Raw genomic sequence first — 26,240 nt, 5'->3', positions numbered from 1 at the left:
TTCCGGCATGCGGGAAAAATCCGCCCAGCAGGAGAAAGCACTTTCTATTTCAAGAATCCACCCTTGAAAGCGGCCTCAAGAACAAACTGTTTTTCCACCTTACCGAATTTCACATAGATGTATTTGCGGTTCTGAGGAATCTTGATAACAGTTCCTTCGCCAAAAGACTTATGCAACACCTTATCTCCCACCTTGATGGTCATATAGCGAGCTTGAGGTTCTGCAGCACCCTTTTGCGCCAACACAGCCTGAGCAGAATTTCCTTTTTTCGGAAACTCAATAACCTTACCGGACGAATTCTTCGACACAACTTGCATACCATTTGAAGAATTCTTAGCATAGAGATTATCCTTGATTTCCAGTTTCATGGAATCCTGCTGCTTATAGAACAGCTGCTCATATTCCTTTCGCTTAAGAACGGTATCCCAGCCACCAACATCATCGCCATCATGCTTGTCCAGGCCGGTATAGCTGAGGCTAGCATCTTCGTAACGTTTGAAACTGAAGATCGCTTCGTTCATCAAGCTTGAATTAAACACATTCAAGGAGCAAAGAAGTTCAAAATCCTTCACGTCCAAACCAGTCACTTTCTTGAAAAGGCCCGGCTCCAACTGAGTAATAACATCCTTCAAACAGCGTTCACGATAATCCGTAAGATACATGAACACGGGAACTCGAGTGGCAAACTTGATCAATTTTTCCTGAATCTGTTTGCGTTTCGTCTTGAATTCCTTTTCCGCTTCTGTAAGTTCCTTTTTCTCCTTCGGAGTAAGGGGAGTATCATTATCCTTCGTCTTTAGCTTCTTGACTTTTTCGGACTTGTTGATGATGGTTTCGATGTCGGAATTGAGACTGCGGAAACCTTCGATTTTCATCAAAGCATTCATTGCGTCCGGATTCGATAGCAAGCGATTCAAGGTTTCGTTATCCACATTTACCAAGAGAGCCGATTCCCAACGGCGTGCAAGAAGCGTTGCAGAAGTTCCTGACATGGCAATATCAAGAATTGCTTCTGCGTTGAGCTGCATCATGGCGCTTCCATCATAGGCAAGAACCGGAAGGAACTTGATGAAATCAGCCACTCGCTTTTCGGGATCGTTCTCATTAATGTCCAAACGGGAGCTATAACTTGAAATTTGCTTCAGCGCACGATCCAGGGCAAAGTCAAATACATAGCAGTTCTGCTTGATGATTTCCGTCTGACCTAGGTCATTCTTCATATCCCAAGGAGACTGCACGCGGAATGCCGTCTGGAAATACGTTTCCGGACTTTTCAAATTGCGAAGCATGAACACACCGGTCCAGGGCTTTACCGTCACACCAGTGGTAAGTTTACCACAAGACAACGTGATTGTCTTTGTCTTCAGCGGATCCTTCATTGCGCTGCGCACAGGCTTTAGCGCTTCAAGACCAATTCCCGCTTTTGAGCCCGCACAAACAATGATTTCGTAATCCTGATAGAAAACATTCTGTTTTTGCGCAATCAAATTTGCCATTGCATCACAAGCAGCAACATCAGGCAAGAACCATAATGTATGCTGAAGAACATTGAGCAAGCGCGTATCAGAATAAGGCATAGGAGGACGTTTATCCTGGCCCAATTTCAAATCATCAACACTGGAAGGCAAATAGGAACCACGAATAAGATTCAGCCATTTTTGCACTTCATTTTCGTGCTTGAATTTTGCAAGAATTCCCTTTCCTTCTGCCTTGAAAAATTCATTCAAATCGAATTCATCAAATTCTCCGCCAACAGCAATTTGGCGAATACTTTCTGGAATCTTGTAAGTGAGCATCACCATTCGCGGGAGGCTTGCATAAGGATTATCCTTGCCGTGCCATTCTGCTTTTGCACGCTGCTCATCGGAATAAGTCCAGTTGAAAATCTGCTCTTCAATGAACTCGCCAGAGTTTAAGGCACGGAACGGCGTACCCGAAAGGTACAGATAATATTTTGTGGTAATAGGAAGGAACGTTTCATTAAATGCGTTTGCGGCTTCTTCCTTCTGATACTTTTCCTGGTCAAAGTCAGCGTTAGCTTCTTCGTCAGTATTTTCAAAAAGTTTCTTAGCATTTTCACGCCAAGCACCAAAATGATATTCATCAAAGGCAACTAAATCCCAGTTGGTCGTGTGAATGAATTCATTCTTCGCCTTGATGCCGCCGTGGTCATTGGTTCCCAACAAATCCTGAAAAGAACCAAAGACGACGATAGGTTTACCCTTGTCTGCTAATTCAAATTCCGAATCAATGGTATGGCCAATTTCCTTGGCGTCCTTATTGGAAATAAATTGCCAGCCTTTAAAATCTACATGATGGGCAAGGTCATCTGCCCAGGCACTTTCTACTGCAGGTTTGAAAGTTAGCACCAGAATTCTCTTGAGGCCCATCTTCTTCGCCAATTCATAAGTGGCAAAAGTTTTGCCAAAACGCATCTTGGCGTTCCATAAAAATTTGGGCGAATGGCCAGGATCTTCTTTTAACGCAGACTTGAAATATTCCTGGGTTTTCTTGACAGCCTCTTCTTGCTCCGGGCGCATCGCAAAACTTTCGGTGCGCTCACGATCCGCACGAATACCCGTTTTCAGTTCCTTGATGGCAGCAAGAATATCCTTCTCCTTGCAGAAGAACCATTCATTGCGATCCTTTCCCTGATTCAAATGGGTAAAGCCATTACGTTCAAGAATCTTGTGAACCTGATGGTCCGTAAAGCAAGAACCATCGGGACACATGGCGGATTCCTGAAGAAGGATTTTCGGTTTGATTCCAGCAGTGTGCAGCTGTTCCTTAATACGGTCTTCTACATTGCGATCTGTAAAGCCTACTTTGATGTAACCGTCATGGGACGCAACACCCGGAAGGGTGTAAGCATAAATGGTCGGAACGACTTGAGGACGGGGCGTTAAATAACTGTCAAGATTTACGGCAGGCATTATCTATCACCTCCAATCTCGCCGATACGAGAAGCGATATATTCCCATTCCTTATCTGTGATACCCCACTGTTTTCTTAAATAATCATCTGAATAAACTTGGTCATATTTTTCTAGATCAGGTACAAAGCAAAAATTCTTTCTAGTAATATTTTGACCAACTACTGTTTGTAACAGCAAGAAGCGAACGGTTTTTGTAAATATGTAGGATTTATAATTTATCGTTTCTTCTTTTGTATCAAAAGCTCCTGCCACAAGCCAAGATTCAGAGCAACATTCTCCTGGTTTCGCAATCCTTGTATTTCCATCATAGTAGAATCCAACAGGTTTAGAAAAATCCGTTTGTCCTGCAATCGGAGCCTTGGGAACTAAAAACTTCCATTTATTGAGAAGTTTTAAGGAGTCATCCACATCCTTTTTTTGCACATATTTTAAACCAATTTTTTGCGTAAAATAGCAAGGAACTCCAGAATTTAAAGGTGAATACGTCGTTGTAATTCCAAACGGCAATCTTGGAGAAATACGCTCATTAAGAAACTTTTTCTCGGAATAGAGTTTGCAAACTTTTCTAACAATTTTCAAAGCATTATTTGATCTTACGAATACATCAAATTCATCCAAATATCGCGTATGCGATGTCTGCTCATTAGCAGAGAAATTCGTAACATCACAAGAACCCTTATTGTCTCTATCCCATAAGAAATAGCAGGCACCACCAGCAAGATCTACACCAGGAAAAACATCTCTAAAGTTTTCATAATCGACTAACTTACGAATGCTTTTATCTTTAAGCATTTCCTCGCGAAAATCGTCCAAACCCTTACCACCCGAAAACCAACGAGAAGGAATAATCATCGACATATAGCGAGGTTTTAATTTTTTTGCTTTTTCAATAAAGAGTTGATAGATTGGCTTAGCACTAGAACCAGTGCCACCACCATCGCTCAGCTGATACGGAGGGTTGCTAATAATTACATCAAACTTCATGTTAAAAATTCCCTCTAAATTTTCGGTGTGAATCCATTCGTAGGCATGAGTTTCAAGAGTATCATCTCGATCGTATTGACTTTCGCTGGCTCCACAATATTTGCATTTGCCATCCACCCATGTGTGCTGAATTTTCTTAAAGCGAATATTGCCATCAGCACGACCAAACTTTGAAATGGAGTATTCTCCATCAGGATGCTTGGTGCAATAAACACTACGGCGAGAAAGCAGGCTCGTCATTTCGGTAATAGCAATGCCATAAAGCTGCTTGTGGAAAATGTGATCCACAGTCTTTTGCAATTCGTTCATGAAATGTTTTTCTTCGGGCGAAAGCTTTTCATCGTTACGCTTTTTCGCATTGATTTCTTCGACAGCTTCTTCATAACCAGGCATCTGATTCTTCAAAAGACGCTTGGCGATCTCACGAAGGAAAACACCTGTTTTACAACAAGGGTCCAAGAAAGTCGTATCTTCGCTTTCAAATAATTCCTGCGGAAGCATGTCCAACATACGGTTCACAACTTCCGGCGGAGTAAACACTTCATCGTTACTCAAATTGGCAAGGCAACTGAGTACGTCAGGATTATACAATTTAAGGTCAGCCATTTTCCCAGACCCTCCTGTAATCAGAAACGTATTGTTGTAAAAAATGTCCTTCGTCATTCAAGGCAAGAGACGGATCATTTTCCGCTTCACTAGCCTTGTTTAAAAGCTCATCGAAGGTGTAATCCTTACGCTGCATTTTTGCGCCCATTACAAACGCCCATTCCGAAAACACAATGGGTTCGCTAGTATCGTTGCCTTCGCCATCCACTCTTTTCAAACTCAACGCATTGCCACAGACAATGTTCTTTTCAAGAATAAACTGCGCAGACTTTTGCGCATTTTCATCAACGTCTTTTTTGCACACGGATTTGTAGGCTTTATTCCAAATGCCAAACAATCTTTCCCTGCAAGCTTCCGTATTATCCTGCAGAATATCAACCCCATAAATGCTGCTTAAAGCGAGAATGGAATTCTTTTCAAAATCAAGAGGACTGCGCTTGTACTTTTTCTTGACCACGTCAAGCTTACGTTCCAAAATCTTCACCAAGAAATTGCCTGTACCGCAAGCTGGCTCCAAAAATCTGGAGTCAATGCGTTCAGTTTCCTGCTTGACCAAATCAAGCATGGCATTCACTTCACGCTCTGCAGTAAAAACCTCACCATGGTTGGCGACTCTTTCCTTAGACTTTATCTGACTTTCGTCAGCCATGCGCACTCCAGACAGAAAAGGGTTGAACTTGAGTTCAACCCCCGTTTAGAGCGATTCACTAAGACACTGTACAATTCAAAAACAAAACTCGCTTATCCCATCTGCATCAGCAAAGTGGGCGTACACCAAAAACGCCTTGGCGCGCATGCACGAAAGCGAGGGTCTAGACCACTGGGTACACGACCCCCAGGGTGCAATACGCCCATGGCATCATGGGCTTTCGAGGTTCGTCTTATTCCTTGTGCAAAAGAGTGTCGAAGGTTCCTAGCTGAGAACAAGAGCAAAACTCACCAAGAGCAACCCTTATTCAACATTCTTCGACGTTTCAAAAAAAAGAAGGCGTGGAATCGAACGCATTTACCAGCTAGAGGCCTTCGACAACCTGACACAAATAAACACGAACGATCCACGCCCCAAAACTGGTCATCCAGCAATGCACATATGACAAGCAAATATGCATACAACTAAACGATGTCGCCAAGATAAACTTGACGGCAGACGTGTTCGTTTCTGTCTTATTCACTGTGTCTTGAAAGTGTCGAAGTTTTCTAGCCGTGAACAAGAGAAACTCTCTATTTACGTTGAATATAGCTTAAAAAACGTACTCAAGATGTAGAAAGTTCGTGTTTATTTGAGTGTTTTGCTACATCTCCTTGTTTAAATCTGCAAGTATCTGTTTCCCTAGTTCTGTCAGGCGGTACTTTTGAGTACGGCTGTTCGGCTTATCTGGAACCGTCTGCTCTACATAGCCTAAAGCAAGTGCGGGAAGCAAATATTTCCAACTAAAATTGTTCCTATCCTTTAAATACAGCCTTCGCATCAATTCACGGCGCCCCATCTCCCCATCTAAATGTTTCAACAGTGCCCACACATACCCATCAACTTGCTGGGTGACTTGCTGGGTGACTTGCTGGGTGACTTGCTGGGTAACTTGGGGGGTGACTTGCTGGGTAACTTGGGGGGTGACTTTGGGGGTACCGTTCAACGGAAGCGTCAACTTAAAGCCGTATTTTGTCTCCTCGAAGATCGGCAACGCCCCTTTGGCGTAAATGGGCAAGTATTTCCAGGTATTCCGCACACCGGAGCCGAGGCGCTCAAAACGGCCCATCTGGACCATAAAATTGCAGATGGTCGGGTTACGGGCAAAAGGTTCCAAGTTTGCAGGGGTAATCCTATCGATGTAATACTGAACGCAGGGATTGGTGAATTCCACGCGGTCCTTGTAAATCATGATTCGACCAGGCGACCCATGCATATATTCGCGATGGGAAATGATATTTGAAACCGCCTCACGGAAAATCTTACCTCGCAAACTGATGCGCTGGTCTCCTTCCAGGTAAAATGGATCCGGCAGATACTTCGCAATAAAATCCATCACCCGCTCGTAGGTCTCAATCAGGTTGGTGCGAATCATCTCGCGATCATCGTAACGGATTTCATCTTCGCGGCGCAGCAGGCAATCAAAAAGCAATGCCGGATCCGCTCTGAAAATAGCCTCATCCGTACCGAACATCAGAACCGCTGCAAGGTTCAAGCAGCGTTCATTGGTATTACGATCCACCGTATAGAAACCGCCATACTGCAAAAGTTCTTCAAAGGACAAATTCGCCCACGGGTGGTTATTGAATGTCACCGCCATCAGGTTCTGCGCCTTGCGGCAAAGTTCCGGGCGCAAGTCCGCCATAGTAAATCCGTGCATGGGGCGCTTCTCTGTAAAAAGTCCCAGCTTACGGGTCAGCACACCCGAAAGCACGTTGGTATTGCGAGTCACATAATCGCCGTCATCACTACGCAGGTAAACATCCCCATCACAGCGATGAATTTCGGAACTTTCCTGAACCTGGCAGACAATAATCGTCTTGCCATCAACGACGCATTCTTCTGGATATAAATTACAAGCGGGATTTATCTTCGTCGGATTATGGGCAAGATTTACCAAATCCTTTTTCATTTGAGGAACAGCCTGCGGATTCACACCCACGATAGTCCCATCGTCATCAACCCCTAAAAAAATGAATCCGCCTGTTGCGTTGAGAAAGGCGCAGACAGTCTCAAAAATATTGCCAGGCAGTTTGTCCTTTGCCTTCTTGAATTCCACACGCAAGCCCTCGCCTGCATGGAGCATTTCCATTACATGTTCATTAATCATATGGGTATAGTACTCCTTAAAAAGAAAAACACCTGATTAAATCAGGTGTCTCGGAGCACTATCAGAAACGCTCGGGACAGAATATAGTATTACCCCTAATTCTGGCAAGCATTCGTTTGTAAAGATTAGGTAAAAATAAAATCTTCAATTCAATATAAAATAATAGTCCCTACAACGTTTGCCGTAGGGACTTAAATACGGTATTTCTGCGGAATCGAAAGCTATCTCAAATTATAGCGAATCATCTGAGCGCGGTTTCCCACTTTTACACGGACCATATAGATTCCGTTGGGCAGGGCGTTCATGTGCTGTCTTAGGCTCGAAATGTCGCCAGTGTATTCTGCACTGAAAGTTGCCACACGGTTGCCTACGAGATTGAATACCTGGATCTGAGCCATACCAGCTGCGCCAAAGTGCAAGGGAGCGTCAATGGCATCGGTATTTTCGTCGCCACCTTCGCCCTCTTCGTCATCGGAATCCACGATGGAGGAATCTGCGGCAAGTACAATACCAGCAATGTCAAATTCCAGCTGGTCAATGTTGGGGCCGCCCTGTTCTGAAACGGACTGAAGTTTCAGAACGTTCACGCCCTTGTCGAGGGAGATCTTGATAGCCACGGAATCCCAGGTGGTCCAATCAGGAGTGGGCGGGAAGGTTGCCACGCCGTAGCTTGTCTCGTTTACGAACAGTTCCATCTTGCGGGTATCTGTCTTGCCGTGGGCGTAGCGCAGGACCAGCGTAACGTTTTCCTGCGGGGAACCGGAATATAGATTCCAGATACCGTAACTGGTAACCACGTTGTCGAAGTTGAAATAGCAGGTGTCCACAAATCCGCCGTTTGTCGTTTCGCAGACGCCAACGCCATCGGTGGGGATACCCGCTTCAATGGAGGAGAGAACCTTCACTGCAGCGTTTTCGATTTTAGCTTCCGCAAGAACAGTAATGCTTGCGTCGCGGGTAGCGGCATCCACTTCGGTAGAGCCTCCCTTTGTGGTAATGGAAATGTTGTAGACGCCAGCCTTTTCGGGAGTTCCGCTAATGACATAGCGGGAATTGGCGGCATCAAGCACTGCAGTAACGCCGGCCGGTAAGCCCGTAATAGTGAGGCCGTCGCAGTTGCTGTAACCGAAGGCGTATTCCGTAATGGCATCGCCCAGCATGATAGTCTGGAAACTAGAGCCTGCACCCTGTTTCTGGATGGCAGGAATTCTAGGACCAACTTCGCCACCCACCAGCATAATGTCCGGAGTAGGAGCCTTGTCGACACCAGCACCTAGCCAGAAGCCAAGATGGGGCGGCTGGTTATAGGCGGTGTTCTGCCAGCTCATTCCAAGGCGGTAAATGGGGTCATGAGCCAGAGTGTAAAGGCGATGTGTCGTGGGAATAGTCGTGGTATAAACGTACAGCTTGGAAGCCCCATCGTGAAGGATCACTTCTTCGCGCCAGTCGCCGAGAATGTCTCCGCTAAAGTTGGGCGTCGCCTTGGTGGAGTTGCAGCTGTTGCCGGTCAAGGTCACCAGATCGCCAAACTTCTTGGAGGAATAATTCCACTTGCTGATCTTGTTACCATCCAGAAGTTCATCCTGAAGGTCCCCATCCCAGTAGATGCGGAAATTGACGGAGTAGCGGCTGCCCAGAACCTGGCCCTTTGCGGAATACACGTTACCATTGGCAGTACTCCACATTTCGTAACCACGGCTTGTGCTGTCTACGTCGGCGGCAAGACCGCGGCCATTATCGGCATCGCTGGTTGCGCTCCAAAGGATTGCGCCAGTGCGGGCATCGTGAAGGTCGTAACCGTAGGGCTTTTCTTCGTGAACTTCCCAAACTTCGAGACCTTCGTGATCCGGGTCCAAGTCGCCAAAGTGAATGGCGTCGCCATGGCCCTTTCCAGTGCTGTACATAAACTTGCCGTTATGATCGATGGCACAGGCACCTTCGATGATTTCGTCGAAACCGTCACCATCCACATCACCTGCAGAAAGATTGTGGTTTCCCTGGCCATAGCATTCGGATCCCTTGGTGGCTGCGTTATAATACCAGCGCTGGCTCAGAGTTTTTCCGTCCCAGTCGTAAGCTGCAATGGCCATGCGTGTGTAGTAACCGCGCTGGAAAACCATGCTGGGCTTTTGACCATCCAGATAAGCATTAGTAGCCAAAAAACGGTCTACGCGATTGCCGTAGGAGTCACCCCAGCTAGAGACGGTTCCGCGAGCAGGATTGAAATTGACAGTGGCCATTTCAACACCTGTCTCGCCATTGAAAAGAGTCAGATATTCGTTACCGCTCAAAACGTAGCCGTTGGAATTGCGGTAATCCTTGGTGTGGTTGGTTTCGCCGGCGGCAGCACCCTTGCTAATATACTTGCCGGAACCATCCTTGGTGCCGGGGGCCGTCTTCATGGCCACTTCCGCCTTGCCATCGCTATCGTAGTCGCCAACCAGAATCTGGGTATAATGAGCGCCTGCACGAATATTTACGCCAAGGTCAATTCGCCACAATTTCTTTCCGCTAAACTTGTAGCAATCCACATACACATTTCCGGTCTTACCCTTCTGGGAATTGTCCTTGGAATTGCTGGGATCCCACTTCAAAATCAGTTCGTATTCGCCGTCACCATCCACATCGCCTACGGCAATATCGTTGGGGCTGTAAGTGTAATCAGAACCGCCAGCAGGGCGATCCAGATTGACGGTCAGCTTCTGTTCACCCCAAACGGAAACGGTCTTGTCCGAAGATTTTTCGACGCCGTTTACAACCGGACGGACATAATATTTACTTGCGGCAGTTCCTTGGGCATCCGTATAATTGGAGGCAGCCTTTCCATCGAAACTTGCAATCTTTGCACCGTCGCGATAAAGATTGAAGCCGGTCGCATTGCCATCGGTACCCAACACGCGCCAGCTCAGGAACACGCCATTGCCGGTCTTTACAGCCACCAGGCCACGATCCAGAGCTTCCATCTGGCGAGTTGCATTTGCTAGGCCAAAACCCATTGCCAGCGTAAGGCCGGCACACACCATAAACTTTTTCATACACATCCCTTGGAAAGTCGAAGCGGCTTTATACCATAAAAAGCACTATTACCACAACTTCCCACCATAAAAATAGATTGACCTTGCCTAAAAAAGGATGGCGAAGCCAATCTTCCCGTTGTCCGCCGACAACAACCTTATAAGCCTATTTTTTTCAATAAAAACTGCAATTTTTATAAAAAAACGGCCTTTTAAAAAAACATTTCTTATTTTACGATTCAAAAGAAAAAGGAAATTTTTATGCGCAAGGATCTCGGAAAGAAAGCTCTACTTTACCCCCAGCCCGTTTTGATCATCGGGACCTACAACGAAGACAAGACCCCTAATGCCATGGTGGCCGCCTGGGGATGCGTCAACGATTTCGACAAGGTGACCATCTGCATCGACAAGACTCACAAGACCATGGACAATATCAGGGCGAACAAGTGCCTGACCGTGAGCATGGCCACCGCCGCAAACATCAAGCAGCTGGACTACATGGGAATCACCTCGGGCCACAAGGTGGCGGACAAATTTGCAAAGTCCGGACTTTCCGCCGTCAAGAGCAAGAAGGTCAAAGCCCCCATCATCAAGGAACTTCCCCTGACCTTGGAATGCAAGGTCTTGAGCTACGACGAGGAAACGGAACTGCTCTACACCCAGGTGGTAGGCGTTTCCGCCGACGAATCCATCCTGAATGCAAAAGGCAAGGTGGACATCAAGAAGCTTTGCCCCCTGTGCTACGATCCCGAAGGCCACGGCTATTACGCCCTAGGCGAAAAAATCGGCAACGCCTTTAAGGACGGAAAGAGCATTAAATAGTTTTATTTGTCATGATTAGAATACGTTCTGCAAAAGTTGAAGACGCCTCGGCACTGCTGGCAATTTACAAGCCCTATGTGGAAAACACCGCCATCACCTTCGAGTATGACGCCCCCTCTGTGGAGGAATTTGCAAGACGAATCCGCGGGACGCTGGAAAAGTACCCGTACCTAGTTTTGGAACGAATTGGGGACAACGCAAGGAACATCGGGACTGTCGCGAGTTCGGAGTGCATCGTGGACGGAACCACGAGCGGGAACTGCGCAGGTGCCGCAGAAATCCTCGGGTATTGTTACGCCGGCGTTTTCAAGGGCCGAGCCGCCTACAACCGCAGCGTAGAAACATCCATCTACGTCAAGATGGGCGAACACGGGAAAGGCTACGGTCGCGCCCTGTACAACGAACTGGATCGCGAACTAAAGGCCCGCGGGATTCTAAACGCCTACGCCTGCATCGCTTCGCCAAAACCTGGCAGCACCCACCTGGACAACAGCAGCCAGAAATTCCACGAACACATGGGCTACTCGCTGGTAGGCACCTTCCATGACTGCGCCTACAAATTCGGGCAGTGGTACAACATGATCTGGATGGAAAAAATGCTGGGGGAACATTTGTAGATTATGTTTATGTTGGGAGGACCTATGAGGATTTTATTTGCAATATTGTTATTGTGCGTAAGCGGGTTTGTACACGCATTTAACTGCTGGGACTGCTGGGACAACGACAACGAATACACTGTTGATGGTTGGGAAAAACCCAATACCGATCCAGACACATTGGTTCTTCCTGGCATACTCAAAAACTTGTACTCCATGCAGGAAGAAAACCTCCCCTCGGTGCAGGAAAAACTGGAAAATCCAGAGAACAAGTTTACCCCGGTTATAGGTACTGTAGAATCATATAGAATTGCAGCAAAGTCCTATGGACTTGACCCAGAGAAATTAGAGCTTTATTTCAATAAAAAAATTGATCCAGCAAATTGCTCAATGGAAATTACTTCCATAGGCGGCATCGATCCAGAAGTACTTCATCAGTTCAGCGAGTGGAGCAAGCGCTTTGATTCCACCCAGAAAGAACTAAAAATCAAAACGTCTGACATACAAAGGGATTCATATCACCATTTAAAACACGGCGACTTCACTCATGAAATTTTCACCCAGTTGCTCTTGATAAAAATCCGGGCCAGTGCACTTTACGACTCATCTTCTAAAGATTGGATAAAAGCAGACACGACAGTCTATTTGCATTTACCAATCATCGTCGCACCACAATGGGTTCCACCCAAAAACGGAACAGACGACGCCGTAGACATGGTCATGAATTTTTTTCACATTCCTGGATATTCTACAAGAGTATTTTTCAGTGACGGGTTCTCCCCAAAAATCACGGACAACGAAGATATCAGGCAACTCAAAGTCAAGCCCTACATATACCCATTCCAAGTCCCCGAAAATCGAGGTCCCGAACTAAAAGAAAAAGCACTCCGTTTATTCAAAGAAGGACGTTTCAACGAAGCCGCAGACGCCATGGAAGAAGCGCTATCTGCAGTTGATTCCACCCACCCCTTTTTCACCTCTCCATTCAGCAAGGAAGATTACGCTTGGATAAATCTTCTTTCCGGAAACGGCATTCGACTAACTCCCTACGACAGCCTAAAACACATTGAAATGCATCCAAGCCTGAACGGATTTAGTGAACAAACAGGTGCCGAAATCGAAGAATGGCTAACATCTAAAAAAGTAAAAAAAGATATCAAGGAAATCTCGGACAACTTTAGTCGTGCATTTGCACGCATCAAGTATTTACAAAAAAATTCATTGGGGTTTTCTAAAGAGGATATTATAGATTTTGCAGACAGCGACATTGAAAAAATCGATGATGTTCGCCTAAAAGATTTTCTTCGGTACGATTTCCTTTCTATAAAAAAAACGGATTACCCCAAAGGATATGAGAAATTACCTGCGAATCTTCCATACTTCTACTTTGGCATGGGTCCCACATTGGATTATCCTCTTGGAAAACTAGGTTCGCATGCAGATCCTATTTATGGAGTTAACTTTAACCTCGGCTTCGGCAAGAATAAACTTGGGTTTGAATTCCTGATCCAGGGATACGACTCTCGAGGCATAGGCGACAACCGCTATTATAGTACCCTGTTTCTGGGTATCGACTTTCACTATAATTTGCTATTCACAAAGCATTTTGAAGCCGACGCCTACATCGGTCCAACTCTGAACTGGACCTGTACAACCATTGAAAATTGGACAAGCAGCTACACAGAAGATGAAACCACCACTCTGTTTCCAGGACTCGATTTCGGAACTTCCATTGGTTTGTATTCGCCGTACCATGCAATTGGCCTAAGACTCCGCGCCGGAGCATCTACAGAGAAAAACAAGGAGTCTCTCACCCTGAAGCCCTACATCGCTTTGGACATTATTTTAAAAGCTTTCCTCATATAAGAAGAAAAGGCCGCCGCATTAAAGGGCATTATAAGCGGAGTTCATCGTCATTCTTAATACGCATTAACACAAGATAGAGGGACCAGGAGAGAACAAACTTTTGAGTTTGTTCAGAATGGGGCAACACTGTTGTCCCATTCTGTTCTTCCTCTACAATGTATTGGCCAATCTGATACTTGGTACAAACCTCCGCAGTGTCTCCTCTACAGCAACTTTTTCAATTCATTTTCATCGGGCAGGACCTTCTGCAATTTCTCCTGCATCAACTTGTAGGTGGCAACACCCATAGGGGTGGTTATAATCCTGAATGACGTATTCCACAAATGCCTTGTTCGCATTCTTGCAAAGGACTATGCCGATGGACGGTTCTTCATGGGGCTTGCGAACTTCATCATCAAGGATACGAAGGTAAGAACTCAGCTGTCCCAGGTATGCGGGCTTAAAATCTCCCATCTTCAATTCAAAGGCAACGAGTGCATTCAACTCCCGATTGTAAAAAAGCAAGTCGATATACTGATCCTCTCCGAACTTTTCAAGATGGTACTGATTCCCGATGAATGCAAAATCCTTGCCAAAAGTCATGATGAAATTCTTGATGTTGTGGATAATTCCATTCTCAACAACGCGTTCATCTACAAGGGATTTATCCCGTTCGCCAAGCTCCTCCACATTCATAAAGTCCAACAGATATTCATCCTTGAACATGGAAATCGCCTGCAAAGCAGACTGAGGGGTATTCAAAGTGGCTGTAAAGTTGTTTGAAATTTTCCCCTGATGGCGAAATGCATCCGATTTGATTTCGGATTTCAGGAATTCAACCGTCCAGGAATTCCTTGCACAACGTTCGATATAAAAAAGTCGTTCCTCCCGAGATTTTGCACCCGTCAAAATATTGATGTGATGAGTGAATGAAATGGCATCAAAACCGTAGAATTGGCTAAATTCGTTCAAATTCGCCAATTCGGCAGTTACGACTGCCGAATTAGACTCTTTTTCAGCAAATGACCAACCTTCATAAAACTGCCGCATGAGCTTCACATTCCGTTCTGAAAAGCCACGCAAACCGGGCAATTCCTTTTGTAACAGTTCACTAATCTGCTTGATTGCATTGCCACCCCAACGCCCGTAACGCGTGTTCTGGGAAACGAAACGACCCACCGAAAAGTACAACGCCAACTGAATCTTATTGGTGGAACTAGCCGCCATGTACTGGCTTTGCAGAATGGCCGACTTGATTGTATCAACAGCTACCGGAATGGAAACTGCATTTTGAGAATTGGGATTTTTTCTGGGCATAGTATCTCCTTTGAAAAAAGTTCATCCACCTAGCTGATCTTCCAATTCCTTGATAGAGGGAAGGCAACTCTTGAAATCCTTCGGGTAAATTTTCGACAATTCAAATTCCGAAATGGCAATGGGATTGACTGAACCCTCCAAGGAATATTGCGCAAGAACTTCATCCTTGTCCTTACACACCAAAATACCAAGCGTAGGCTTGTCTTCTGGACTTTTCAATAGGTGATTCGCAGCCACCACGTAAGTGCTAAGTTGTCCAATGTAAGCAGGTTCAAACTTCCCTGTTTTCACTTCAACTACCACATAGCAATGCAACTTGGTGTTGTAAAAAAGCATATCCAGAAATTGTTCAGTTTCACCGACCTGCAAACGATATTCTCGCCCTATGTAGGCAAAACCGCGACCAAGTTCCATCAGGAACATTTCAATATTCTTGAGCAGAGCGTCTTTCAATTCCCGTTCCTCAAAATCGCTACGAACTTCCACAAAGTCAAAGCAATACGGGTCTCGAGTCAATTCACGAGCCAGATCCCCCTGCTCCTTAGGTAAAGTCGTTGTGAAGTTAGTAACGGCTCTGAAAAGAGCCTTTTTAGGGGAATTTTTACACTTATCAATAATACGTCTATGATGGTCCCAAGGAATTTTCCTCAAATCGTCAACATGTTGTTGACGATTTTGTCCTTCTACAAAATCCTTGTACAAATCGTAGAAATACACGGCGTATTTCAGAGTCGTTGGCGAAAAACCCTTGGCATTCGGGATTTCACGGCGTAAATCATCGCTGAGTTTTTTATAGAACCCGCTGCCATAAGTATTCTGGAATTGTTTCTGCTGAATATCGCGACCCAAGCAATAATAAAAGCCTATCAACTCGCCATTGATAGCAATGGAAGCCTTGATTTGCGACTGGGCATAACGCTTCTTGAGTTCAGAAATCCAAGTAGCGTAAGTCTGTGGCAGATTATTTGGATTTTTTCTGGGCATAGTATCTCCTTTTTTTTGAAAAAATTTTTTCTACAAAACAAAAAAACACCTGAATTTTATCAGGTGTTCAGGAGACTATTCGTAACGCTCGGGATGAACAATAGCTTTTATATAAAAATTGGCAAGGGTTACTTTGTTAAAGATTTGTAATTTCTAGAAAAGTTTTTCCAAGACTCCCGGCAGGTCGTTAAAGTTATGGAGAACGGCGGCAGGATTCTTTGCGGTGCCGAAACCGTAGGCTGCATGGATAAAGGGAATGCCCGCAAAGTTTGCGGCGGTTTCATCGCCAAGAGTATCGCCTACATAAACCGCAGCGCCGGCGCACAAACCGTTTCGTTCACAGATAGCCTTGATGTTTTCGCCCTTGCTTTTGCCAGTGCGTCCAGACATTTCAAAATCCTTGAAGTACTTCTGCAAATCGCAGGATTCCAGGAACGCCTCGATGTATCCGCAGGGGCAATTGCTGACAATGAACAGTTCGTATTTTTCGTAAAGCTGCGAGAGTGTCGCGCGGTCTAAAAATAGCGGCGCTCCATGCTCCTTCAGGTAGGCGCAATGGGCCACGGCACACTGGTTCATAACGTCTTCGCGGCGTGACTTCTCCATGTCCGGGAAATAAATTGCGCTGATTTCCTGAAGGTTCTTTCCCATCACATTTCGCAGATCATCTTCAGAAATCACCTTGCCCGTACCGTTCTTCTGGAACACCTGATTCCATATGAGAGTCAAGGGAGCGACAGTGTCCCACAGAGTTCCATCAAGATCAAAAATAAGGGCGTTAGGCATGGGAGCAAATTTAATTATTGCTGTTGCCCCTTGGCGTTAAAGTCTTTTTCGTTCTTGAAATATTTGGGAGTTTCGCCGGGGCGCTTGGCACTGCGTTTGCCAACATAATCGCCAACGCGACTTCCGTCACGATTATTGGAGAGCGCGGGTTTAATAGCCGTAGAGCCTTCGTCGGATACGCCGGGCTTCGCGCTCGCCACAGGAATAGAATCCGTCGAAACTACAAAGTTATCATAGCGCACGAACACATCGTTAGTGGGTGCCCAGGTATCGTCGTTTCCGCCGTGGAATGTAGAGAGATAGAACTCGTCTATTTTCTGATCCTGGAAATCACGTAAGCGCAAAGTATCCAAGTCCAGGGAAAGTTCACCGTCGAACCAACTTTGCACAATGCCGTTCTTGTCGCCCTTGCCTTCTGTAGTTACAGAATTCATGACCACGCGGGTCACCACATGGTGCCATGTTCCCGGCACAAAATGTTTTTGTTCCGCAGTCTCGCCCAGATTCCATTTGGCGTCATCGCCGTAGGTACTGCCCTGATCCACAAAGTAGAGGTACTGCACCACGGCACCTTCCGCGCGCCACATGATGCGGGCGCTCCAGCCGTCGCCAACAGAGGGGCGATTTCCGCCGGTGTAGCATTTGCCGCCACAAAGTCCCGGTAGCTTGCCGCCCTTTACAAATTCAAAGCCTGGCTCAAACTGAATATCGTATGCCACCCACATTTCTTCTGCAGAAACATCGAGCGGCTGCTTCACCTGCCCGGCGCAGGCGGGGCGTTCGCCTTCGTCGTTGGGCCCTACGCAACCCTTGGGATATTTTAGCTGCAGAACCATCCCGTGCTCTTCATCGTCCTGCACAATCTTTGCATTCTGGCCGCCATTCTGTTCCATGGCATACCAGCTAGAAACGCCCGCTTTTTTAGGGAAATCCTCCTGGGCCATCTTATTGGTGTACTGACCAGCAGCACGATTTTCAAAATCCGCAGAAAACACCACATCGGCAAAGGACGCCGAAGTGCAAGCCAAAGCCATTGCAAAAATTCCACGAGCAAAGTTCATAACGGGTCTCAAAAAGAAGTGCAGACTCTATTGAAAATACATTCTTTTTGGGGGATATGAATACATATTGCACCCTTATAAATAGACAAAAAGCCTCCCTCAAGGGGAGGCTTCTTTGCGGAACAATCGTAAGCTTAGCGAAGATCTTTCTTCTTGTAGTAGTATAGCTTCAGCTGACCTATGGTCTGATCTTCTGTGGACTCTACCTTGATATCGGTTGCAAAGAACGGATAGATCTCATTGTCGCTATCCTTTGCGATGTACCAAGTTCCATCGGTTGCACCGAATATAGAGCTGCTGATTTCCGTATCTTCGTTGATTTCGAACATGCTCTTGCATACGGGAGTTTCTGCCGGCAGGGTGCCAGGCTTCAGGCCGGTGCTTAAGTCGGCTTCGTAGACAGAAAGAAGCATGCTCCTTTCAAACATAACGGTATCGACATCAACGCGAAGCTCCAGGTGCTTGGGAATTTCGCCACCAGTCTTAAGGCTAATAGACTGCTGCGTATCGGAGTTGATATCATTGGTCAGGATTGCAGAATCCAGCACCATTTCAATGCAGCGCGAAGAGGAAGATTTTTCGACGGAAGAGGATGATTTTGCAGAGGAAGAAGATTCTTCGGAAATTTCATCGTCATTGGTACCAGAAGAACTATCGTCACCACAGGCGATAAGACCGAAGCCTGCCGCAAAAATGGCGGACCCTAGGAGAATTTTTTTGAAGTTCATATAGCATTCCTTTTTATGTACACAATTGTTTACACAACTGCACTCCCTAGAAATATTCTAAAAAATGTCGAATTGACCACGGCCATATTTGAAATAAGCAAAAAAACGCGTTGTACAGAACTTTTAAACAATCCCTCCTTATGGATATTTTGTCCATAGAAGTTGCTTCACCCCTATCATCCATTACTCCATTTCAGAATAGTTTAACATGTGGTGGTGTAAAAATCTTGTATGAGGATGGTGGAAATGAAAAAGCATTTCGCAAATTTCGCTGCAGGCCTTGCTCTAGCAGCTTCCTGTGCAGTACCGGCCGTTGCTGGTCCGGGTATTGCCGATGGTGCCGCAAAGTTTATCGGTAACATTACCCAGTCTAACACAGCTCCTGGCCCTAACGACCAGTTTACTCAGCTGTGGAACCAAGCTACCGCCGAAAACGGCTGTAAGTGGGGCTCCATCGAAGGCACCCGTGGCAAGTTCAACTGGGCTGGTTGCGACGCTGCCTACAACTGGGCAAAAAACAATGGTGGTCATTTCAAGTTCCACGCCCTCCTTTGGGGCGGTCAGTACCCCGGTTGGCTGGAAAGTTTGAGCGTTGACGAAACCAAGAAGGCTATTACCACCTGGTTTGACGCTGTAAAGGCCCACTATCCCGACCTCGAAATGATCGACGTGGCCAACGAAGCAATTCGTACTGGCAATGGTCAGTATCATTCCGGTTATACCAGAACCAAGATTATCCCTGCACTGGGTGGCGACAACAACGGCGATTACGCATTCTTGACTACCGCTTTCAAGATGGCCCGTGAACGCTGGCCCAAGGCAATCCTTATTTATAACGACTATAACACCATCCAGTGGCATGTGGACCAGGGCATCAACCTGATCAACACCATCCGAAAGAACGGCGCTCCGGTTGACGCATATGGCCTCCAGGCTCATGACTTGATGAGTGACGGTGGTCAGGCTGGTGGTACTGGCGGTGGCGGCGTCTGCATGAATTACAATAATTTCGTTGCTACCATGCAGAAGATCCATAAGGAAACTAATAATTTCCCCGTGCTGATTTCTGAATACGACGTCCCGTCTACTGATGATGGCATCCAGAAGCAGTGCTACTCCGAACAGGTGAAGTACTGGATGGAGGACCCCTATGTTGCCGGTATCACCATTTGGGGGTGGATCTACGGTCAGACCTGGCTTAACTGTAATGGTAAAGCGAACGGTTGCTCCGGCCTCGTCAGAAATGGCCAGGATCGTCCGGCATTGACTTGGATGAAGGAATATCTTAAAAACAACAAGGGCGTAAATGCAACTGGTCTTGCTACCGGCATTACCGCTGAACCGGAACCGCAGACACCGTTCAAAGGCTCTCCCCTTGCAATTCCTGGCATCATCCAGATGGAAGACTTCGATATTCCGGGCGTTGGTTCCGGCAATGACTCCTACGGCGACGCTGATTTCGAAAATCACGGAGATAGCGACTACCGTAAGGATACCGGCGTCGACCTTTACAAGAAATCCAACAACCGCATCGTGGTTGGCTACAACAACGAAGGTGACTGGCTGGAATACACTGTGAACGTTGCAGAAACCGGTACATACACCGTTTATGCTGCCGTTGCAGCCGCAGGTTCCACCTCCAGCTTCCAGCTCTCCATGGACGGCAAGGCTATCTCCGAAAAGATTGCCGTTCCTGCAGCCGCATCTGGCGAAGATAACTACGACGATTACAATAAGGTTGCGTTCGATGTGAACCTCACCCAGGGCAAGCATATCCTGCGCTTCACTGTCACAGGCGCCTGGCTTGACATTGACTACATGAACATCGTGGCCAAGGGTGAAGCCGACCCGAACCCGATTGAAAAGTCTTCTAGCTCCGTGGCAACCGATCCGAATCCCGAATCATCCTCTTCTCCTATTGAAGGAGGCGATGCCATCAGACAGGGTCTCAACTTCGAGTTTGCAACCCGTCAGGACTTCGACATCTTTGATATGCAGGGCACGTTCATGGGCCGCATTGGAGCCTACAGCTTCGGCCAAGCAATCTCCTTCATCAAGGATAGTGACGTTAATTTCGCAAAGGGAGTCTACTACATCCGTAACAAGAACACTAAGCAGATGCACTCCTTCCGCATCACCGAATAATGCGAAATTAATACAAACCCAAAACTAGGCTCCCGGATATTTCTCCGGGGGCTTTTTTAGTCTGTTAACCACTTCATTGAATAAACTTTGTTCTAGAATGAACTAATTTTTATTTATGCCCAAACGTACTGGTGTAGCGGACTTGCCTTTGCATACGGGGACTGTTCCCCGTTGGCTTGCGGACCGTATGCGTGACTTGGGCAGGCTCATTGCCGAATCCATCGTAGAAAATTACGGCAAGAGGGAATTCCTGGTTCGTTTAAGCGACCCGCTGTGGTTTCAGTCCTTCGGAGCGGTCATGGGAATGGATTGGCATTCTTCGGGAATTACCACCAGCGTGATGTACGCATTAAAACGTGGGCTGAACCCCATTGCAAGGGACCTTGGAATTTATGTGTGCGGCGGACGCGGAAAATTCTCTCGGGAGACGCCAAATGAATTGCTGCAGATAGCAGACAAGACCGGCGTGGACGGGTATTACCTGAAGCGCACTAGCTGCCTTTGCGCCAAGGTGGACAACACTGCGGTTCAAGACGGTTTCCAGCTTTACCAGCATAACTTTATTGTGACCGACGAAGGGGACTGGGCGGTAGTTCAGCAGGGCATGAATACAGGCGCCAAAGCCGCCCGACGTTACCACTGGTGTTCATCCAGCTTGCGGTCCTTTGTGGAAGAGCCCCACGCCGGCGTGGTGGGCGAAAACCGCGGGCAAATCCTGAACCTCACGCACCAAGACGCGCGTAGCACTCGCAGTTCCATTCTAGAACTCACTCACGAAAATCCCGACAGGATGATGCGGGAAATCCAGCAGATTGTGGCTCCCAATTCTTCTGTCATTGTTTCGCCCCAAATGGATTTGTTCGCCCCGCCAGAATCCCAACTTGTTGACGCCTCCGGCAATCCCCTATCAAGTGCAGCCCCGTGGGAAATCGCTCGCGCAGGAATGGACGTCGCAAGGGCAACCTGCCGAGATCCCATTATCGCAAATTCTTCCCGGGATTGCATTATGCCCAACCGCCATGAAGTCCGCGCAGAAGATGTGGACCTGAAGCGCCTTGGGGGCGTACTTGCAACCGCCTACGAATCCGACCCCAAGGATTTTGAAAGTCTGCTGTTAACACCGGGACTTGGCCCCCGCACGTTGCAATCGTTGACACTTGTAAGCGAAGTGATTAACGGAACACCTTCCCGCTTTAGGGACCCCGCCCGCTATTCCTTCGCCCACGGCGGAAAGGATGGCCATCCCTTCCCTGTTCCCACCCGCGTTTACGACGAATCCATCCGCGTTTTAAAAGGCGCCATCGAGCACGCCAAAATTGGCGATCGCGAAAAGATGGACTGTTTGAATCGATTACACGCAACGCAACTTGCCATCGAAAAAGACTGCGAACCTCTGGCCGATTTTGACAAGACCTTGGAACACGAGCGCAGCCATTCAATCGAATGGGGCGGAAGAACGGTTTAAAAAGTTCTTTTTCGAAAAATAGGTTACTAAACGCCCTCTAAAAGAACAATTAGTAACCTATTTTACAAATTTAGCCTTTTTCCGACTTCATTTTCCGTCTTTCACGCATCTCACAGACAGCCCAAAGTCTTTAGCGTAAGGATAAACGGAAACATCCTTGCGGCCAGCCATCATGTGAACGCCCACAGCCTTTTTGCTAGGTCCTGCGCTTGCCGCAGCCTCATCCGTAGACAGTTCGGCGGCATCCGTTGCACTCCAGAGGTACGCATACATGGTCTGGCGATCGAAGCGGCCGCGGTAATCGCGGAAACCCGAGGGCGTCGCATTAAACCCAAACTCGTCGCTGCCATTTCCATAATGGCTCCAGCCATCGGAAGATTTCAACTTGATGCCCGCGGAGTCACGACCGCCCACCGCAGCAAAAAGCTGGTCAAATTCCTCGGCAGTAGGCAGGTGCCATCCCACAGGGCAAACATCCTTCGCCACATCCCAGGAATAAAAGCGACCATACTTACGGCAGTCATAACCAAAGCGGGTATAGCAAAAGCTCCCTTCAGTTTCATAGCTCAAATTTTCCGCCATCCAGGTCTGCGTCCCGATTTGCACAGTCCTATATTCCTGATTGTCACGCGGGTCCTTCAGGACCTGCGCCATTACAGGCAGACACATCATGCAGAGGAATAAAAAAATTCTACAGCTCATTTAAAACGCCAAATATGTGAATTGGATTTTTGATTACCAGTCAACAGACGGCCAATCAAATCGTAGGCACGTCCGGCACCCACTTTCCTTGGATGACGGGCTGTTTCTTTCCGGGCATAAATCTTTGTAGGAGGCTCAGGCATTTGAGTCTCCAGCATTTTCTGCGCATAGCGCTTGCCAAACTCAACGTAGGAATCATGAGTGAAATGGAAGTTATCCTTCCCGCCCAATCCTTCGGAAGAAACCACGTAAGTATTTTCCATAATGCGGGGCAATCGGTCAACCTGGCCAGGATAAACAGAGCCACTACGCAGCAACTGTCCCGCCACAAAGGGAACCGTATCGGCACTTAAATCCAAGGCCTCCAAAAGATCAAAGCGAGTCTTACGCACCGTCTCCAGCCATTCGGGATCAATGTTGTCCGTTTCGCCCTGATGGAAAATAAAACCCTTGATGACGCCCAATTCCTTTGCCTTCTTTCCCAAATCAACCAAAAGCTGCGGGATGTTTCCATCCTCTGCATACAACTTTACGCGCCTCTGAAAATCCCAATCCTCGGTAGGAATATAATCTGCGTACTGATCCTTATCGAACAACTTAATGGAGGCGCCACCCACCGCCACACTCACGATACCGATGGTCACCTTCGGCGTGCTATCCGCCATGGTACGGCCAAACCAGTCCGCAATGGAAATTCCGTTACCACAACCGGATAGCCCCGGAATGGCAGGATATACCGCACCAATTGTATCACGATGATGTCGGTCACAAACCTGGGAAGCTATCAGCTTGAATCGGGGATGTTCCACCAGATCGCCGTCTTCGGCATTTGCGGCACCTTCCATATTGGATTGACCGTAAGCGATGTAAATATGGAAATTGGGGTCAGGTTCGGACCACGCCATAGACATGGCGATTATCGCTGCGAAAACAATTGTTTTTACCATCCTGACCATGCCATAAATATACCTTAAAAAAAATTTACGTGATTTCGTTTTTATAATTGACGCTGGATGATAATACAAGTATTGATCGATAACCGTGAATCCTCGGAAGATTCCTGCGCCATTCTGCAGCCGGAATGGGGCCTCGCCGCCCTTATTGAATACAATGGCCGCAAGATATTGCTGGATACAGGCGCTTCCCAGAAGTTCGCCGCCAATGCAAGCGCCATGAATCTGGACTTATCCGCTGTGGACGCAGGCGTATTAAGTCACGCCCACTTCGATCACTCCGATGGATTGGAAGCCTTCTTTAAGGTCAACAGCCACGCCAAATTCTACCTACGGAAAGGCGCCGGCGAGAACTGCTACAGCACACGGAAATTTCTGAAGTTCTTCACCCGTCATAAATACATCGGCATACACCGCGGATGGCTCAAGCGCTACAGTCACCGCATTGAATTTGTGGGCGGTTCCGCAGACTCCGCCGGCAGTCCCGTAGAAATCCAGCCGGGCGTATATCTGGTAGGGCATTCCGACCGCGTGCTGGATTCCGCAGGACGCGCCGCCATCGGGCGCTCCGTAGGTCAGTACGTCAAGGAAAACGGCAAGTTCCGCCCCGACAGTTATGACCACGAGCAGAGTCTGGTATTTGACACTCCCGAGGGACTATTCGTCATGAACAGCTGCAGTCACGGCGGGGCGGACAACATCGTGAAGGAAGTCCAGCAGGCTTTCCCCGACAAGAAAATTTACGCTCTCCTGGGAGGGTTCCATCTCTTCAAAACGCCCGACGCAAAAGTCCGGGAATTTGCGGAACGCCTCCGCGCCCTCGATGTTCAGAAAATTTATACCGGCCACTGCACCGGGGAACGCGCCTTCGAGATTCTTCGAGAAGTCCTTGGAGACCGCGCAGAGCAAATGTATACGGGTTTGGAAATAGAAATTTAGCCTTTCAGCTGCACTCAAGGATATGGATCCTTCACTACGTTCAGGATGACGATTTTAAACAAGTAATCAAAAACAATACTATCTTATTGAACATGAAAAACGAAAGTATTTCCCTCACCCATCTTGAAAATATCAAGGGCAATCCCAAGGCCCTCCTCCCCATCGCCGTCTTCCTGGTGCTTTACCTGGGCATGGGCATCACCTTCGAATACGTCCTGAAGATTCCCATGGGATTCTATAACATTCCCATTGTGGCCGCATTCCTGGTGGCCATCTTCGTCGCCTGCATCCAGAACCGCAAACTGAATTTCGACAAGAAGATGAACGTCATGGCAGGGGCCATCGGCGACCGCAACATTTTCCTCATGATTCTGGTGTTCCTCTGCGCAGGCATCTTCGCGGGAATTCTCGGACGTTCAAGCGCTTCCGCCGCAGCCTACCTGCTTCTGGATTTCATCCCGGCGCAGTTTGCAGTTGTGGTCCTGTTCGTAGTTGCCGCCTTCGTTTCTACCGCCATGGGAACTTCCGTAGGCACCATCGCCGTGGTTTCCCCCATCGCCATTGAAGTTGCAGGCGCCGCAGGATTCGGCATTCCTTTCTGCGTAGCCTCCGTTATTGGCGGCGCCATGTTCGGCGACAACCTTTCGTTCATTTCCGATACGACAATCGCAGCCACCTCCACACAGGGTTGCGCCATGAAGGACAAGTTCCGCGTCAACTTCTGGATCGCACTCCCCGCAGCCCTCGCCGCCATCGTGATTATCACCATCATCTCCTTTATGACGGATGCGCACCAGGTTGTTTCTTCCGATTACCATTTGATACAGCTGGTGCCTTACGTTCTGGTTTTGGTATTGGCACTTACAGGCATAAACGTCTTTACAGTCCTTCTGGTGGGTATCGTAGCGGCCGCCGTCGTCATGGTAGGTAGCGGCGAGCTCAACTTTGTCGGACTTCTCTCCCATATCGGCAACGGTATTTCCGGCATGTACGAAACCATCATGGTGGCGGTTCTCGTCAGCGTCCTTTGCGGCCTCATCCGCATTCACGGTGGCTTTGCCGCCCTTCTCGATTTCATCCACAAGGTATTTAAGGGCCACAAGAGCGGCCAGCTGGGCGTAGGCCTTCTGGTAAGCGCCATGGACGTAGCCACCGCAAACAACACCGTGGCAATCGTCATGGCGGCTCCCATCGCCAAGCAGATGAGCGACGAGTACAGAATTTCCCCGCAGAAGACCGCCTCCCTCCTTGACATTTTCGGATGTATCGTCCAGGGGCTGCTCCCCTATGGAGCCCAAATGCTGGTGGCCCTTTCCGCCATCGCCGCGGCAAGTGCTGCAGCAGTCGCCGCAGGTAACGCCGCAGGCGCCATTAACGTCAGCGCCCTCGACATCATCCCCTATATGTTCTACCCATTCTTACTCTTGATCAGCGTGCTGGCATTTATTGCCATCTCACCCAAGAGAAAGAAGTAGGAGCGGCATCAATGTCAAAGTTGAACGATTTACAAATCGAAATCTTGACATTGAAAAAAAATATACATTAAGCAATATCAAATAA

At 47.5% G+C, this 26,240-nt stretch carries 18 protein-coding genes and 1 pseudogene; 7 read left to right on the top strand and 12 right to left on the bottom strand.

Annotated elements, in window-relative coordinates; all coding sequences use genetic code 11:
• Positions 1-44: 44 nt before the first annotated feature.
• From BGX12_RS04700 to BGX12_RS16010, 5 genes are all read right to left on the bottom strand, one after another.
• A complete protein-coding gene (locus BGX12_RS04700; protein WP_109734937.1) occupies positions 45-2,933 on the bottom strand; it encodes a GIY-YIG nuclease family protein in 2,889 nt (962 codons plus the stop codon).
• On the bottom strand, positions 2,933-4,525 hold the full coding sequence (locus tag BGX12_RS04695; protein ID WP_109734936.1) for an Eco57I restriction-modification methylase domain-containing protein: 1,593 nt from the start codon (positions 4,523-4,525) through the stop codon (positions 2,933-2,935). Before BGX12_RS04695 ends, BGX12_RS04700 begins: the two co-directional genes overlap by 1 nt.
• Positions 4,518-5,174 (bottom strand): DNA methyltransferase, encoded by a 657-nt coding sequence (locus BGX12_RS04690; RefSeq protein WP_109734935.1) that lies wholly within the window; start codon positions 5,172-5,174, stop codon positions 4,518-4,520. The genes BGX12_RS04695 and BGX12_RS04690 overlap by 8 nt, the downstream gene beginning before the upstream one ends.
• 643 nt (positions 5,175-5,817) lie before the next feature.
• Positions 5,818-7,323, bottom strand: coding sequence for a Fic family protein (locus BGX12_RS04685; RefSeq protein WP_109734934.1), 1,506 nt, complete (start codon positions 7,321-7,323; stop codon positions 5,818-5,820).
• 221 nt (positions 7,324-7,544) lie between these two features.
• Positions 7,545-10,358, bottom strand: coding sequence for a carbohydrate-binding protein (locus tag BGX12_RS16010; RefSeq protein ID WP_109734933.1), 2,814 nt, complete (start codon positions 10,356-10,358; stop codon positions 7,545-7,547).
• 240 nt (positions 10,359-10,598) lie between these two features.
• On the opposite strand from BGX12_RS16010, the gene BGX12_RS04675 reads away from it, so the two are divergent.
• From BGX12_RS04675 to BGX12_RS04665, 3 genes are read left to right on the top strand one after another with little or no spacing between them, the layout of a single operon-like run.
• Complete coding sequence (locus tag BGX12_RS04675; protein ID WP_109734932.1) at positions 10,599-11,159, top strand: flavin reductase family protein; 561 nt, start codon at positions 10,599-10,601, stop codon at positions 11,157-11,159.
• 11 nt (positions 11,160-11,170) lie between these two features.
• A complete protein-coding gene (locus tag BGX12_RS04670; protein WP_109734931.1) occupies positions 11,171-11,776 on the top strand; it encodes a GNAT family N-acetyltransferase in 606 nt (201 codons plus the stop codon).
• A gap of 24 nt (positions 11,777-11,800) precedes the next feature.
• Entirely contained in the window at positions 11,801-13,621 is a 1,821-nt protein-coding gene (locus tag BGX12_RS04665; RefSeq protein ID WP_146196248.1) for a hypothetical protein, read from the top strand.
• A 203-nt stretch (positions 13,622-13,824) separates the two neighbouring features.
• On the opposite strand, the pseudogene BGX12_RS04660 reads toward BGX12_RS04665, so the two are convergent.
• From BGX12_RS04660 to BGX12_RS04640, 5 genes and pseudogenes are all read right to left on the bottom strand, one after another.
• Positions 13,825-14,917, bottom strand: a pseudogene (locus BGX12_RS04660) (YhcG family protein).
• 21 nt (positions 14,918-14,938) lie between these two features.
• Positions 14,939-15,901, bottom strand: coding sequence for a YhcG family protein (locus BGX12_RS04655; RefSeq protein WP_109734929.1), 963 nt, complete (start codon positions 15,899-15,901; stop codon positions 14,939-14,941).
• Between the two features lie 153 nt (positions 15,902-16,054).
• A complete protein-coding gene (locus BGX12_RS04650) occupies positions 16,055-16,687 on the bottom strand; it encodes an HAD family hydrolase (RefSeq protein ID WP_109734928.1) in 633 nt (210 codons plus the stop codon).
• A 14-nt stretch (positions 16,688-16,701) separates the two neighbouring features.
• Positions 16,702-17,748, bottom strand: coding sequence for a polysaccharide lyase (locus BGX12_RS04645; RefSeq protein WP_109734927.1), 1,047 nt, complete (start codon positions 17,746-17,748; stop codon positions 16,702-16,704).
• 134 nt (positions 17,749-17,882) lie between these two features.
• A complete protein-coding gene (locus BGX12_RS04640) occupies positions 17,883-18,476 on the bottom strand; it encodes a hypothetical protein (protein WP_109734926.1) in 594 nt (197 codons plus the stop codon).
• Between the two features lie 246 nt (positions 18,477-18,722).
• Here BGX12_RS04640 and BGX12_RS04635 point away from each other — a divergent pair, with 246 nt between their 5' ends.
• Positions 18,723-20,621: an endo-1,4-beta-xylanase gene (locus BGX12_RS04635; protein WP_109734979.1), complete on the top strand. Its 1,899-nt coding sequence runs from the start codon at positions 18,723-18,725 to the stop codon at positions 20,619-20,621.
• Positions 20,622-20,736: 115 nt separating this feature from the next.
• On the top strand, positions 20,737-22,086 hold the full coding sequence (locus BGX12_RS04630; RefSeq protein WP_109734925.1) for a DUF763 domain-containing protein: 1,350 nt from the start codon (positions 20,737-20,739) through the stop codon (positions 22,084-22,086).
• An 87-nt stretch (positions 22,087-22,173) separates the two neighbouring features.
• On the opposite strand, the gene BGX12_RS04625 is transcribed toward BGX12_RS04630, so the two are convergent.
• Together BGX12_RS04625 and BGX12_RS04620 are read right to left on the bottom strand one after the other, a co-directional pair.
• Positions 22,174-22,788, bottom strand: a complete 615-nt coding sequence (locus tag BGX12_RS04625) for a fibrobacter succinogenes major paralogous domain-containing protein (protein WP_109734924.1) — start codon at positions 22,786-22,788, stop codon at positions 22,174-22,176.
• Positions 22,785-23,735 carry a sialate O-acetylesterase gene (locus BGX12_RS04620; protein WP_233246253.1) on the bottom strand — a complete coding sequence of 317 codons (951 nt, stop codon included), beginning with the start codon at positions 23,733-23,735 and terminating at the stop codon, positions 22,785-22,787. Before BGX12_RS04620 ends, BGX12_RS04625 begins: the two co-directional genes overlap by 4 nt.
• Before the next feature lie 66 nt (positions 23,736-23,801).
• Between BGX12_RS04620 and BGX12_RS04615 the strand changes: the two genes are divergently transcribed.
• Together BGX12_RS04615 and BGX12_RS04610 are read left to right on the top strand one after the other, a co-directional pair.
• Complete coding sequence (locus BGX12_RS04615; RefSeq protein ID WP_109734922.1) at positions 23,802-24,680, top strand: MBL fold metallo-hydrolase; 879 nt, start codon at positions 23,802-23,804, stop codon at positions 24,678-24,680.
• Positions 24,681-24,706: 26 nt separating this feature from the next.
• Positions 24,707-26,155 (top strand): Na+/H+ antiporter NhaC family protein, encoded by a 1,449-nt coding sequence (locus BGX12_RS04610; protein WP_255416862.1) that lies wholly within the window; start codon positions 24,707-24,709, stop codon positions 26,153-26,155.
• The last annotated feature ends 85 nt before the right edge of the window (positions 26,156-26,240 follow it).

This window comes from Fibrobacter sp. UWR4 (assembly GCF_003149045.1).
In the GTDB taxonomy this organism is placed as follows: domain Bacteria; phylum Fibrobacterota; class Fibrobacteria; order Fibrobacterales; family Fibrobacteraceae; genus Fibrobacter.
The sequence above is the reverse complement of the archived record's forward strand: the minus strand, read 5'-3'. Positions and strand labels throughout refer to the sequence as shown.